The sequence below is a fragment of the Halobaculum rubrum genome (genome assembly GCF_019880225.1).
Classification (GTDB): Archaea; Halobacteriota; Halobacteria; order Halobacteriales; family Haloferacaceae; genus Halobaculum; species Halobaculum rubrum.
Genome location: NZ_CP082284.1, coordinates 2052867 through 2065745 on the forward strand (window position 1 = coordinate 2052867; position 12879 = coordinate 2065745).

The 12879-nt window shown below is 66.7% G+C and carries 14 protein-coding genes; 9 read left to right on the top strand and 5 right to left on the bottom strand.

Going from position 1 to position 12879, the window contains the following annotated elements; genetic code table 11:
* Window position 1 precedes the first annotated feature (1 nt).
* The 9 genes from K6T25_RS10645 to K6T25_RS10685 all read left to right on the top strand — a co-directional run bounded on the left by K6T25_RS10645 (window position 2) and on the right by K6T25_RS10685 (window position 9117).
* Window positions 2–226 carry a hypothetical protein gene (locus K6T25_RS10645; protein WP_222913933.1) on the top strand — a complete coding sequence of 75 codons (225 nt, stop codon included), beginning with the start codon at window positions 2–4 and terminating at the stop codon, window positions 224–226.
* Window positions 223–1920: a hypothetical protein gene (locus tag K6T25_RS10650; protein ID WP_222913934.1), complete on the top strand. Its 1698-nt coding sequence runs from the start codon at window positions 223–225 to the stop codon at window positions 1918–1920. The genes K6T25_RS10645 and K6T25_RS10650 overlap by 4 nt, the downstream gene beginning before the upstream one ends.
* Window positions 1920–2825 (top strand): hypothetical protein, encoded by a 906-nt coding sequence (locus K6T25_RS10655; RefSeq protein ID WP_222913935.1) that lies wholly within the window; start codon window positions 1920–1922, stop codon window positions 2823–2825. The genes K6T25_RS10650 and K6T25_RS10655 overlap by 1 nt, the downstream gene beginning before the upstream one ends.
* Window positions 2822–4120: a hypothetical protein gene (locus tag K6T25_RS10660; RefSeq protein WP_222913937.1), complete on the top strand. Its 1299-nt coding sequence runs from the start codon at window positions 2822–2824 to the stop codon at window positions 4118–4120. Before K6T25_RS10655 ends, K6T25_RS10660 begins: the two co-directional genes overlap by 4 nt.
* 174 nt (window positions 4121–4294) lie before the next feature.
* Window positions 4295–7369, top strand: coding sequence for an MSCRAMM family adhesin SdrC (locus K6T25_RS10665; protein WP_222913939.1), 3075 nt, complete (start codon window positions 4295–4297; stop codon window positions 7367–7369).
* Window positions 7366–7659 (top strand): hypothetical protein, encoded by a 294-nt coding sequence (locus K6T25_RS10670; protein ID WP_222913941.1) that lies wholly within the window; start codon window positions 7366–7368, stop codon window positions 7657–7659. Before K6T25_RS10665 ends, K6T25_RS10670 begins: the two co-directional genes overlap by 4 nt.
* Window positions 7656–7967: a hypothetical protein gene (locus K6T25_RS10675; protein WP_222913943.1), complete on the top strand. Its 312-nt coding sequence runs from the start codon at window positions 7656–7658 to the stop codon at window positions 7965–7967. Before K6T25_RS10670 ends, K6T25_RS10675 begins: the two co-directional genes overlap by 4 nt.
* Entirely contained in the window at window positions 7964–8371 is a 408-nt protein-coding gene (locus K6T25_RS10680) for a helix-hairpin-helix domain-containing protein (RefSeq protein WP_222913945.1), read from the top strand. Before K6T25_RS10675 ends, K6T25_RS10680 begins: the two co-directional genes overlap by 4 nt.
* A 59-nt stretch (window positions 8372–8430) precedes the next feature.
* A complete protein-coding gene (locus K6T25_RS10685) occupies window positions 8431–9117 on the top strand; it encodes a homing endonuclease associated repeat-containing protein (protein ID WP_222913947.1) in 687 nt (228 codons plus the stop codon).
* A gap of 270 nt (window positions 9118–9387) precedes the next feature.
* Here K6T25_RS10685 and K6T25_RS10690 read toward each other — a convergent pair whose 3' ends face one another.
* From K6T25_RS10690 to K6T25_RS10705, 5 genes are read right to left on the bottom strand one after another with little or no spacing between them, the layout of a single operon-like run.
* Window positions 9388–11607, bottom strand: a complete 2220-nt coding sequence (locus K6T25_RS10690; RefSeq protein WP_222913949.1) for a DUF7845 domain-containing protein — start codon at window positions 11605–11607, stop codon at window positions 9388–9390.
* Window positions 11604–11732, bottom strand: coding sequence for a hypothetical protein (locus tag K6T25_RS15680; RefSeq protein ID WP_275671152.1), 129 nt, complete (start codon window positions 11730–11732; stop codon window positions 11604–11606). Before K6T25_RS15680 ends, K6T25_RS10690 begins: the two co-directional genes overlap by 4 nt.
* The gene (locus K6T25_RS10695) at window positions 11729–11944 is read right to left on the bottom strand and encodes a hypothetical protein (protein ID WP_222913951.1); all 216 of its coding nucleotides are present in this window, start codon (window positions 11942–11944) and stop codon (window positions 11729–11731) included. The genes K6T25_RS15680 and K6T25_RS10695 overlap by 4 nt, the downstream gene beginning before the upstream one ends.
* Window positions 11941–12609: a DUF6884 domain-containing protein gene (locus tag K6T25_RS10700; protein WP_222913952.1), complete on the bottom strand. Its 669-nt coding sequence runs from the start codon at window positions 12607–12609 to the stop codon at window positions 11941–11943. The genes K6T25_RS10695 and K6T25_RS10700 overlap by 4 nt, the downstream gene beginning before the upstream one ends.
* A complete protein-coding gene (locus K6T25_RS10705; RefSeq protein ID WP_222913954.1) occupies window positions 12606–12860 on the bottom strand; it encodes a DUF7563 family protein in 255 nt (84 codons plus the stop codon). The genes K6T25_RS10700 and K6T25_RS10705 overlap by 4 nt, the downstream gene beginning before the upstream one ends.
* Between the last annotated feature and the right edge of the window lie 19 nt (window positions 12861–12879).

Genomic DNA, 12879 nt, shown 5'->3' on the forward strand with positions numbered 1-12879 from the left:
CATGGTCGTCGCCGAGATCGTCAACGGCTCGAAGATGCTGATCGCCGGCGGGGGCGGCTTCGTCGGCGGGTGGTACGTCTGGGGCGCCGTCTCTGGTGTCCTCGCGGGGCTGCTCGACGCGGTCGGTATCTCGACGCCTGCGGCGGCGTGGTTGGTCGCGGGGCCGCTCGTGGGCCTCCTCGTCGCGGCGTTCTCGGCGAACTACGTCGCGGGAGGTGGCTCGTGAAGCGAGCACTCCTCGCGGCACTGCTGGTCGTGTCGCTCGTTGTACCGCTCGTCGCCGTCGGCGGGGCCGTCGCCGACGGCCACGGCGCTGCGGCCAACGAGTCCGACACGGACAGCGAGGCGAACACCTACGAGGAGCTGAAGCGCGGCGGCACGACCTACGAGAGCGCGCCGTCGTCGATGCGGTTCCTCGGCGACTACAGCAGCGCGACCGTCCGCGTGTTCCCGGTCGGACCGGGCGAGAGCGGCTGGCACTACCTCGAACGCGACGAGGTCGTGAACGGCAACCAGGTGCAGCTGCGGACGGTCCGTCTCGCGCCCGAGGACGAGCTCGACCGGACGCTGAACGTCACCGTCGTCGCGTGGCAGAAGAGCACTCGGACGGTCGAGCGCGGGAACACGACCGTCGAGGAGACGGTCGCGACGAACGTGAGCACGTACCGCCACCAGATCGAGGCCGGACGCGGGTACGACACGGCGAACGTGTCGCTGCCGGCCCACTACGACGAAACCTACCAGATCACGATGTGGGTTGAGGGGAGCGACGCCCGCTGGCGATTTGCCCACAAGAGCGTCGAGACGACGCGAGCGCTCCCGTTCGCGCCGACGTGGGGCGGATACTGGGAGTTCACCGCGACGAACGTCCTGATCTGGATCGTCGGGCTCACCGGCGTCACCGTGGTCAGCGCGGTCGGCTCGATCGAGCGGACCGGGAAAGGCCCGGGCCTCGGGCTCGTGACGTGGGCGATCATCATCGCGATCGGGTCGGCGGTGATCGGCCTCGGCGCGTTCGTATGGACAGCGAGCTTGCTGTCGGCGGCGCCGCCGGTGATCGGCTTCGCGATCGCGGCGGTGATCGGCATCGTCGTGCTCGAAACCACGGAGAAAGGCGTGTACAGTGTCGCGCTGATGCGCCTGTTCACCGGCGAGAAGTCGAACCCGCGCGGCGACCTCGCGCTTGAGGCTCGGGATGCCGACTTCGAGACGGTGACACTGGCGAACACGGACAGCGGGACGAAGGTGATCGAGACGGGGATCCGCCCGTGGCTCGCCCGGCTGCGGACTGGCGGCACGGAGTTCGTCGGCATCGACCGGCTGAACTTCGAGTTCGACCTCGGGACGCCGGAGGTCTCGTTCACCGACACGGTCGCCGATAAGCTGATCTTCGTCGACGAGGACGGCGTCAACGGCGACGGCGATCTCGCGACGGTCTCGCCGTCGACGGTCGAATGGGACCTGCCGATCCGCATCGAGACCGAGGACGGCGTGCGAACGAACTGGACGGCGCTGTTCTCGCTGGCGTTTCACATGGTCGTCCCGTTCGCGCTGGCGTCGTTCACGATGGACTACCTGGGCGTCGGCGGCGGTCGCATCGTCGGGGCGCTGTTCGCCGCGGTCGTCGTCTACGCCGCTCACACCCGCGTCACCGAGGGCCGCGCGGAGTTCATGCCGGCGGTCGGCATGACCGAGGACGCGGTCGCGACGGCGATGCACATGGAATCGGAGGTCGACGACTACGAAACGCTCGAACAGGCACTCGACGCGCTCGTCGACGAGCGGAACTCGACGGACGAACTGATCGAGACACTGCGGAACCTCGACAGCGAGGCGGCCGTCCGCGATGCCTCGCGGCGTGACACCAACCCGGGTTCGTTCGTCGAGGGGACGGACCCGACCGCGGAGGCTGACGACTGATGTCGTCTGAACTCCCATCGCTCGGCGGTGACACTGACGAGACGGCCGCGGGGGCCGTCGACGGTCTCGCCGACGCGCTCGACCAACTGGACGAACCCAGATCGGGCGCTGTCGACGAGTCGGTGCTCCCCGAGTTCGAGATCGAGGAGACTGGCGACGAGATCGAGTCGACGCGGCCGGCGCTGCAGGCGCTGAACGAGCAGCAGCTCGAGGCGCTGCGCGAGTTCCGCGACGAGGGCGTCGAACACAGGCCGGCGCTACTCCGGTGGCTGCTGCGGCTGCAGTACCGGACGCTGGGGCGCTTGCCGGACTACTGGTACTCCCACATCGCGACAGACCCGACGGCGCTGGCGTGCGTCCTGACGGGCGAGACGCGGGGTGTGTACAACCGCCGCGGCGAGACGAAGATCACACCAGCGGACGCGTGGTGCACGCGGCGCCGGCTCGTCGCTCGGTACCTCCGGCCGGCCTGTCGCGAGGCGTTCCGGTTCCTTCGACCGAAGGCAGCCGAGTACCTCGAGGGCAACCGCGACCCGGAGAAAATGGCTGCACTGGCGATGCGACCGGCGCTCGACGAGCACTACTCGCGCCAGGAGCGCGCGATCGCGGAGTTTCACGAGGGGTTTGACTCCGTCGCGGTGCTCGATGAGTGGCTGCAGCGACTCGACGCGGCGACGTTCGGGACGATGAAAGCGGTCGAGCCGGACTTCGACTACCAGCTGACGACGAGCCGGCTGCAGCCGGAGCTGACGACGTGTTCTGAGCCGATGTACGTCGAAGAACGTGAGCGGATTATCGCGTGGAATCTGCTCCCGGCGTGCAACGTTGCCGTCCGAGAACTGGCGGATCAGGCAGGGGAATCGCAAGACGAAGAAAAGACCGCGAGCAGCGGGGTCGAGCTATGAGTAAGACACAACAGACCCATGAGACGACGGAAGAGGAGATCGTCGAGGCGTTCGAGGCGGAGACGCGGACCTCGACGTACCGAGGAACGAACTACGGCGTGACCGACGCGGGGTCGATGCGCCGTGAGCACGGCCTTCGTCCGTTCTGGAAACAACTGTACGAGACGAGCGAGGCGGAGTCGATCGACACGAGCGCCGACGCGGTCGGGTACCCGGGGAACATCCCGGACTGCCTGATCCACCTGCGGCGTGACGAGCGCGAGCTGCTCAAACAGGACGACCCGGACCTGTCGAGAGTACCGAAGGCGCGCCGGCACGTCCTCCGATGGCTGGCGGTCGACGACCGCGCGCTCTCGTCGATGTCGATCGGCGGCACGGACCTGCTCGGCACCGGTCAGCCGGGCTCGGGGAAGTCGACGCTGGCGAACGACCTGGCGCGGCAGGTCTTGGAGATCAACCCGGAGGAGGCGTTCATCTGGCGCGGGACGCCCTCGCGAGCGGAGTGGACGCCACTCGCGCCGTGGACGAAGCTGCTGCTCCCGTCGAGCACGAACTCGCGCGTCCGGGTTCAGCCGCCCGCACACGCGTCGGGCTCGTTCACGCTCGACGCGGAGCAGGTCGCTCGCGAGGTCGTGTACTACGACGACGTGTACGAGCTGCTCGAGGAGTTCGAGGCGGGCAAGTTCCACGTCGTGTACCCTGACCCGGAGGGGCACGGCATCGAGGACGTGTTCCGGCGGTCGCCCCGAACCGACCAGTTCGACTGGATCAACGACGCGAGCATGGCCGACGACAGCGAGTACGACACGCCGACGCCGCTGTCGCACTGGTGGTTCGGCTTCGTGGTCGCGCTCGTCGACGAGGCGGGGCCGGAGTTTGCCTCGCTGCTCCTCGACGAGGTGGGCGACCTGCTGCCGCAGGCGGCCCGCAGTGGTCCGAAGAACCACCACTGGTACGAAAAGATCGAGGCGTACCGCGACGCGCTCGTCGACGCGCGGAAGAACAACAAGACGATCTACAAGTTCGGTCACAACGAGGCGGACGTCCACGATCTCGTCCGCCGGAAGCTCCGCTGGCGCGTGACGATGCCGGGGTGGCCGAACCCGACGGCGGGCGACAGCGTGGTCGGCTTCAAATCGGCTCCCATGGAGGAGCAGCACACCCAACACATGACGGTGGGGCGGGGGTTGTGGTGGACGGCGCTGCACTACACGAAGTTCAGCTGGGGCGACTTGGCGAAGCCGACAGTCGCGAAGGTCGCTGTCGAGCTCGACGGTCGGGGTGGAAGCCGATGATCGACGGGGTCGATCGGCGCCGAGACCGGCGAGCAGTCAGTTTCCCGACACCAGACGCACGCGCGTGTTACGAGTCGAGTAGGCGCACCCCCCGGGGGCGGGCGCACGCCGTTGCTGCGACCGCTCGCGACGGGCCAACGCGTGGGCGGGCGGCCGCCTCGGTGGTGGTCGCTCGTGCGTGACCGCACGCGTCGGATCGCGAGCGTCGCGCTCGTCGCGCTGCTGCTCGTGAGCACGGTCGCGGTCGGGATCCCGCTGGCGAGCATGACCGCGACGGCGGCGAGCCCGCCGAGCGGCATGGTCGGCGTGAGCGCGTCGAACGTTGAGGACATCCGCGCGTCGCCGGGATCGGGCGGTCTGTCGGAGAGCGCGCTCGACGGCGCGGTGTACGTCTCCGAGCACGCGAGTACGACCGAGGTGTCGATCGTGACTCGCGAGCAGGCGGAAGAAGTGGCGAGCGGCGCGTCGCCGTCGGATGTGGCCCACGAGGCGGTGTGCTCGTCGCCGGCGGCGGACAAGAACCCGAACTTCGACTGTGAGACGACGCCGGCGCTGGTAATCTCCGACGACGTGCACGACGACGGCCGCCGCGTGGCGATCGATGTCAACGTGATCGAAGACGCGCTCGGCTACGTTCCGAGCCGGCTCACCGTGCAGAACAACGAGACGGGCGAGCGGTGGGTGTCGCCGACGACGGTCGAGGACGGCTACCTGGTCGCGTCGGTCGAGCACTTCTCCTCGAACGCGGTCTCGTTCGAGTCGGAGATCTCGATCGAGGCGGCGAGCTCGTCGAACGGCACGACGTTCACGTACGACGTGAGCGACCTCGACGCCGCGAGCGACCCGTCGATAAACTTGACGGGCGAGACTAACACCGGATGGGATAACGAGACCGCATTCCTCTCCGACGGAGGGAGTATGTCGATCTCTCCCGCGGGGACGAGTGTCGGCGGACCGTCGGCGAACGGCGAACCCGTGTTAGTCGCGACCGACAAATCCGGATCGAGGAGTAACCCACTTACCGACGTTCAAGGCGACACGGCGCTCGTTTTCGACGGAAACGGTGGTGAGTTGCTATTAACCGATGCGCCCGGATATATCGACACACTCGAAATCAACGGTAGGAAGGGTGCAGGGGATGTGTATGTCGATATATACATTTCCGACGAGGAGGCTGTCGACTCGACTCAAGCCGAGGGGACGCTCGTCGCTGAATATGTCTCGTTGGAAAGTGGGACGAACACGATCGATCTTGACACCCCGGTTACCGTCGATGCGGGGACAAATATCACCGTCCAGTTAGTCGACCGTGGCTCTGATGCCCCCTTCTATATTGATTATCAAGACCAGCCCGACGGCGAGGATTGGTATTTCGGATATGACGACAGTAAAGAGGCCAAAATGGGCGACATATCGGTATCCTCGTCGCCCGCCTCCGACGTGTCGGTTTCGTCGGACGACGGCGCGTCGGCGTCGTTCGGGAATTTCACCGCAGGAGAGACGAAAGAACGAGAGTTAGGCGTAACGACCGACGCGACAACCGTCGATCTATCCGCGACGAGCGGGGCCGTCGACGTTACACTAAAAATGGAGGAGCGGACCGCGACGGTGGATCCCGGCGTGAAAGTTAACGGCGAGACGGTAAGCCACACGGGGACGCTGTCGGACGGCGAGACGGTGTCGCTGTCGGGGAACTCGTCGTGGCTCCAAGAGGGGACGAACGAGGTCGTCGTCGAGGTCGGCGACGGCTCGCTCTCGTCGGATGCGCCAGCTCCGAAGGTGGCGCTGAACTATTCCCACGATGCGGTCGACCGAAAGACGGTCAACTACGACGAACAGCAGTGGACGGTCCGCTACGACACGAGCAAGACCTTTGCGAGCGAGCGCTCGAACGCGTGGCTGAACACGACGTTCGAGCACGAGGTCGTCGCGATGCGGGATGTCGAGGTGCGGTGGAACGAGTCGGGCGACTTCGTCGGACTCGGGTCGTCGTACTACCAGCTCGACGGCAACGACGTGGCGGTCGATCTCGACGCGGCCTACCCCGACGGCTCGACGATCCCGACGAACACGACCGTCGAGGTCCGGCTGAACGGGAGCCGAGTCGACCCGTACAACATGACGATCTCCGTCGAGGAGGCGAGTAAGGCGGGCGACCCGCTGGCATCGCGCATCAAGGTCGACACGCGAAGCGAGGGCGCACACATCGACGTGGGACCGACGGCCGACGGCTCGCGGATCCACTACACGGAGAACGAGTCATGGTCGTCGCCGTCGACGTACTCGGTGATCACTGCCGACGACGAGCAGTCGATGTACGTGCCCGGTGCGAGTGCTGGTGACGCGTTCACGGTCCGGAACCTACCGACGGCAGCGGAGACGGACGGCGACGTGAAGCTCACCGTCGAGAAGGCGGGCGAGACGCCGGAGATCGCGGTCGAGCCGGGACCGGCCGGCGACCGCGATGAGGTGACGTTCACCCACTACGCAACGGTCGACGACACCGAGTACGTGCTGTACTCGAAGACTGACGGGATCGTCCGCGACTCGGCGACGGCGAACTCGCCGGTGACGCTCGTCGACGACGACTCCGACGAGGTGCTGGTGATCCAGGTCGACGACACGAACACGTCGAGTTCGGAGCAAACGTCGGGGCCGTTCGTACCGCCGCAGTTCGGTGAGGAGACGGGCGGCGGCGTGCCGCTCGGGACGCTGGCGGCGATCGGCCTCCCACTCGTGGGCCTCGCTGGCGCGGTGGTCGTGTACCGCCGCCGTGGCGACTCGTCAAGTGACGAGGCATCGAGCGACAACGCGTCGACGCCGGTGCGCGTGGTCGCTACGGTGGGCCGCGCCGTCTCGACGGGCGTGCGGACGCTCTCGAGGGAACCGCGTGTGGTTGTCGCGCTCGGGGTCGTTGGCGGGCTTGGGCTCGTGCTGACGGGCGCGATCCAACTCCCGCCGGGCTCGGGCCTGGTGCTGGTGATCGCCGGCCTCCCGTTGGTGACGTATCTCGTGCTCCGGCGGCTCGACTCCTGGTCGCCGATCGTCTTTGGGACGGTCTCGGTGGTCGCGGTCGTGCTCGGCCTGCAGCTGCTCGGCGCCGACCCGATCGGACAGGTGCTCGAGGCGCTGGGGCCGGGGGTGCTCATCCTCGGCATCGGCGTGCTCGTACTGGCGTACCAGGCGGTGCAGGCGGCGCGCGCACCGGAGGAGGTGAACAACATCAACATCGGGGACGGTGACGCATGAGCATCGTCGAACCGCTGCTCCGGTTCCTCGGTGTACCGGGAACGCTGATCACCGCGGCGGTGGTCCTGTTCTCGGCGTATCACATCAAGAGTCTGCTCGACGTGTTCACGCGCGTCGGCATTTGGGTGCGTATCGGGGGCGCGGCGATCCTGTTGGTGGTGATCTTCGCGGTGCTCGTGCCGGGGTTCGAGATCTCCGTCGAGGTGGGCCGGCTGTTCGGGTTCGGCCGCGGGCTGTTCGAGGGCACGCTAGATCTCGTCCGGCTGGTGGCGTGGGGTGAGCTGACGTGAACGAGGAGATCGTCGACCGCGTCCTCGAGGACGAAGACGCCCGCGCCGAGGAGCACGCCGACGGAGTGGCGAAGCGCGTGCTCCGGCTCGGCCTCGGAGTGGCGCTGTACGTGGCGTTCGCGGTCCCAGCGTTCGTCGTCGTTGGGGGCGCGGTCCAGGTCGCACTGGATGGAACGTTCGGATCGGGCATGATCGCCGGAGCGGCGGCGTTCCTGGTCGTGACTCACACTGCAGAGGTGTACGGAGAGGCGGCTGCCGAGGCGGTCGACCGCGTCGCTGACCGCATCGTCGGGGTGTTCAACCAGTGAGCGAAGTCGAATTGTGGCACTTCCTGTCGTTTCTCGCGCCGGCGGCGTACGTGTTCGATTGCTACCGTCACCGACTCCCGCTGCGGGTTCGCATCCTGCTCGGCGACGTCGACCTTGAGGACCCGTGGACGGTGGAGGCGATCAAGGCGAGCTACGTTCGCGGCCGGATCTCGGACGCGGAGCTCGAACGGCGACTCGATCTCGCCGTCGACGAGCGCGTGCCGCGACTCCGTCGCTCGCTCGAGTCAATCGGGCACATCGGGCCGGAGCGCTCGCGACAGGTTGCGCTGGCGGGCTACCGGAGCGAGCGACATCTGCGGCAGGCGTCCCGCGACGACCTTGAGGCGATCCCGGATATCGGCGAGCAACTGGCGCCGGCGATCGAGCGAGAGGTCGCGCGATAACTGACCGCGCGCCGGAGATCTGGCTGAAACCTTAGTAACATAGCCCCAGTACGTCGGATATGACGAGCAAAATCCCGGAGGAAGACCTGATCGACGAGCTACAACGAATTGCATCGGTTTTCGAGGGGGTACCGACGAAGACCAAAATTGACACGGATGGAGAATATTCCTCTGAGACCTACATACGACGCTTTGGCTCATGGAGGGAGACGCTGGCCGCGGCTGGAATTGAGGTGGGGGACCGAGTTGGTACCGGTTCGACACTTTCTGATGAGGATCGAAGGGTGGCGTTACTTGAACTCGCGGACGACCTAGGGCATCCGCCTTCGGCCAGAGAGATGGACGATCACGGGAAGTACGGATCAACCACGTACCAGTATCAGTACGGCTCATGGAACAAAGCACTGCGGAAGTTCGGGCTTGAGCCGGGGAGCAAGCCGGTTCCAGAGAGACAGGGTGGCGAGAACGAAAATCCAGAGGAGTGGACATTCTACTGGATGACCCACGAATGGCAGGAGACGAGAGAAGATGTTCTGGACAGGGACCGCCACGAATGCAGTGTTTGCCAGCGCTCAGATGAAGAGAATAGAGAGAAATTCGGCGTCGGGCTGAACGTTACCCACAACAGCCCAATAGATGAGTTTGAGTCGCTTGAAAAAGCGAATGCGACAGAGAACCTGAGAGCGTTATGCTCGGTCTGCCACGGGAAGGCAGTGAATGGGATGGAGCCAACTGCGAGGCGGTAAGGGGGCCGGGTCAGGCCCCCGCATGCTGGGCGGTCCGACCGCGCCGAAGGCGCGGGAGGTACTTTCGCGATGTGGATTCTTATCCACACCCCTAACGGAGAGCGGTAGCCCCCGGGCGCGGTTTCGGGGCGCGGCCGGCGCCGGCGCTGCCGCTCGTCGAGGTGATCGACTGGCTGAACACAAAACAAATTTAGAAGTACGTAGCAGAGGACAAGCGAATTTGTGTAAGAAGGGTGTCAGCCGAGTGTTGCCACTCAAAAGACCGCGGCGTCAGCCGGGGTTGAAGTAGTTCCACCCGGTCGGGAGCAGGTCGAGCAGCGTTTCGTCGGCGTACGTCACCTCCTCACCGTTCCGGAGCCGGCCGCGAACGCGGAACGTCCGCGAGAACAACCCGAGCGTGTCGCCGCCCTGGTCGTTCCGGAAGGCGATCGCGCCCTCGCGGATCAGCTGCCGCAGCTCGGAGCGGTCGGCACACTCCCACCCGAGCACGATCTCGTCCTTCTCGCCGTCCGCACGGACCTCCTCGACCCAGTTGTCGCGCCAGCGCAGCCACGCCGAGCCCTCGCCGGGTGTCGCGGCGACGTTCTCAGCGCGCGTGAGGTTGTCCGCGGCGCCCTCGAGGTCGTGCTCGACGACGGCGTCGACGGCCTCCAGGCGCTTCACGACCTGCTGAGCGAGATACTGCGAGCGGAGCTGCACGTCGGCGTAGCGCGTCTGCACCATGTCACCGAGCTGGCGGAGCGCGCGCCGGACGGTCGAGACGGCCTTCCCGATCTCGTCGGCGATGTCCGCGGGCGAGAGCTGACCGCCGTCCGTCACCAGCGTCCGAAGCGTGTCGACGTGGGTGTCGTTCAGGTTCCCCATGAAGGCCCAACGCTCGACGGCGTTGTTCTGTTCGCTCTCGATGCGCGGTGTCGGATCGTCGACGAGCTTTCGGAACCGCGAGGAGCTGACGGGCTCGAAGTAGTCGTCAGCGACGTACGGCCCCTCCGACGGTCGAAGCGGCACGTCGCCCCACCGCAGGACGTTCAGCAGCGTCTCGTCGAGTTCGCGCTGCAGCGAGTCGAGATCCTCCCAGTACACGGTGTCGGACATGACCGAGTGCTGCAGGGAGACACCGACTTTCGGATGCTCCAGGGGACCGGTGGCCGCGTCGGGATTCTTTCCGTAGTAGTGCTTGATCTCTTTCGCGAGATCGTGCCCGCCGACGAGGTGACCGGCGCGCATCGAGCCGATCGTCGCCGTGTGGTACGATCCGGCTCGCTCGCGATCGTCGCGGACGGACTTCGCGTAGCCCTCGCGGTCGCCCGCCAGCAACATACTCACGCGGTGCAGCGGGCCGTCGATCGCGATCAACTTCCCGGTCTCGCCGTCCTCGACGCGGACATACAGCTCGGCGTCGATGACGTTCGAGGAGCCGTGGATGTTCGAACGGTCGAACGACTCAGCCTCGACGTACGTCGGGCCGTTCCACTTCACGCCCTGTTGCTCGCGGACCGCTTCGATCGCCCGCTGCAGCAGGTCCGGATACCGGGAGAACTCGATGTTCGTCCCCTTCACGGCAACGTCGGTCCCGAGCAGGTCGGTCGGATTGATCGACACCGAGTCGCCGGCGCGGTTCTCGGCCTCCTGGTCGGGCCACCGCGGCCGGAGCCGGAAGTACGCTCGCGCCCGACCCTCGCCTTTCGCGTCTTTGAACGAGTCGTAGGCGGAGGGGAACACGTAGACACGGGGCTCTTTCACCGTGTCGAGGCGCCAGTCGATGTCGGCGGCGACGTGCTCGTCGGGCGGGTGGATGTTCGAGTCGGAGTACCGCAGCGCGACGGACCACTCCTCGACGGTCTCGTCGGCATCGAGATCGTCGTCGGCCTGTCGCTCGGCGACGCGCCGAGTCGCGCCCGGCAGCTCGTCGGCGGCGACCTCGAACCCGGTGAGCAGTTCGCCGTCGTGCTCTTTCCGCGCCGAGTCGAGCGCGTAGTACCAGTTGAACGGCTTGCGCCGCTCGCTCGTGTCGTACTTGACGTAGGCGGAGAACTCGTGGAACCACGGCTGCACGACGCGCCGCTGGGCGAACGGGTCGAGGTCGCCCTCGACGCCCTGCTCGCCCTCCGGCGTGGCGCGCTGGCGCTGGCGTCGCTTGTACCAGGCGCGGAACGGCTGACAGTCGTAGTAGTGATCGTCAGGGTTTGCTCCGGACGAGGCGGTGTGTGGCTCGTGGCAGAACCGACACGTCGCGACGGGTCGCTGGGCGCACGACTCGGCGTGCGAGCGGGCCTGATCGCCCGTCTTGTGGTGGCCGCGGCAGTGACGACACACCGCGACGAAGCCCTCACTCTGTGGGCCGCTCTCGCGGTCCTCACGGGTGTTGGACTCGTCGGTGTCCCGGGCGTCGCGGGACGGCGAGCGCGACGCCTCGGCGCCGAGGAGGCGGTCGAGTTGCTCGTCGGCGTCGTCGCGGATCTCGTCGTCACCCGCGTCGGGACCGATCACGCGCCGTCACCTCCGAGCAGGCCGTCGCAGTCCGAGCAGGTGAACACGCCCGAGTCGAGTTCTCGGACCTTCCGCCGCTTCCCGCACCCGCGACAGATGTCGTCGCGCGAGTAGGCGGCGCTCATTCGAGGACCTCCGTGGACTCGCGCTCGTGGATCGTTCCCAACGGCTCGCCGCAGGTGCTGCAGTTCGGGAACTTCTCCTTGATCGTCTCGATGAGTTCGTCGACCTGTTCGTCCCGTCCCTCTCCGTCGAGTACGATCTCGGTATGCTGTTCGGGGCAGCTGGCGTAGAGGGTGACTTCAGAGCGGTCGGTCGCGTGACGGTGGTCGCTCACCGGCCGTCACCTCCGTCCTGATCCCGAACCTGACTCGCCCAGCGGTCGAACCAGTCGCGTTCCGCGTCTCGTTCGTAGCAGTCGCGACATCGGAGCGCCGAGTGATCCGTCTCGCCGTGGGTCGGGAAGACGCGGACGTGAGCGGGCTGTTCGCAGTCTTTGTCGTCGCAGGTGAGCGTCTCGCCGCCGTCGGTGGTCAGCGTGGACTGCTCGGTAGTGGCGGCGGTGTCACGTTTACCGAGCCACGACATCTGCTCGCCGATCCCGCCGAGGTCGAGGCGCTGGAAGGGGAACGAGACGGGCGGGTGGATCCCGGCGTGGAACGTCTCGCGATCGCGGAGCGGGTCGATGTACGAGCGCCCGGCGAGCACGACGATCTCGTCGCCAGGGTCGGTGACGCCGAGCCACTCGATCAGCTCCATGCCGACCTGGTGGGCGAGCTCGTCGAGCGCGTCGCCGTCGAGGTCGTCGATGTGCGTCTCGTAGGGGTCGACCTCGATGTCGGGCTCGAGGAGCCCGTGCTCGGCAGAGAGGATCGCCCACTCGTCGCCGACAGTTTCGGCGTACTCGCGCTTCTTCGCGAAGTACGTCGAGGTGTACAGGTCGCAGGCTTCGGAGCGCTCGTCGCGCTTCGCGGCGCCGCAGCCGACGAGGACGTACTTCACCGGCCGTCACCTCCGTCGGTCCGCGCGCGAGCTCTCGCGCCGTGGTTGAACGACGACTCGTCGTCGGGGTCGACGTACTCGGAAACCTCTTTCCCGGCTGCGGTGCCGCGGCTGATACGCGGCATCGAGTCACAGCCGGAACACCGGTGCACGCGGTCGTCGTCGTCACCGAAGACGGCGGCGAAGCGTTCGGTGACGTGAGTGCCGCAGTGCAGGCAGTTCGTCGAACCGCCGGTATCCAGGCGGTTCATGGCCGACACCTCCCGTCGT

Bases quoted from the DNA above. Each gene is read 5' to 3' on its own strand.
- K6T25_RS10645 (WP_222913933.1), top strand. From the start codon at position 2: ATGGTCGTCGCCGAGATCGTCAACGGCTCGAAGATGCTGATCGCCGGC.
- K6T25_RS10705 (WP_222913954.1), bottom strand. From the start codon at position 12,860: ATGAACCGCCTGGATACCGGCGGTTCGACGAACTGCCTGCACTGCGGC.
- K6T25_RS10685 (WP_222913947.1), top strand. From the start codon at position 8,431: ATGACGAGCAAAATCCCGGAGGAAGACCTGATCGACGAGCTACAACGA.
- K6T25_RS15680 (WP_275671152.1), bottom strand. From the start codon at position 11,732: ATGAGCGCCGCCTACTCGCGCGACGACATCTGTCGCGGGTGCGGGAAG.
- K6T25_RS10660 (WP_222913937.1), top strand. From the start codon at position 2,822: ATGAGTAAGACACAACAGACCCATGAGACGACGGAAGAGGAGATCGTC.
- K6T25_RS10655 (WP_222913935.1), top strand. From the start codon at position 1,920: ATGTCGTCTGAACTCCCATCGCTCGGCGGTGACACTGACGAGACGGCC.
- K6T25_RS10670 (WP_222913941.1), top strand. From the start codon at position 7,366: ATGAGCATCGTCGAACCGCTGCTCCGGTTCCTCGGTGTACCGGGAACG.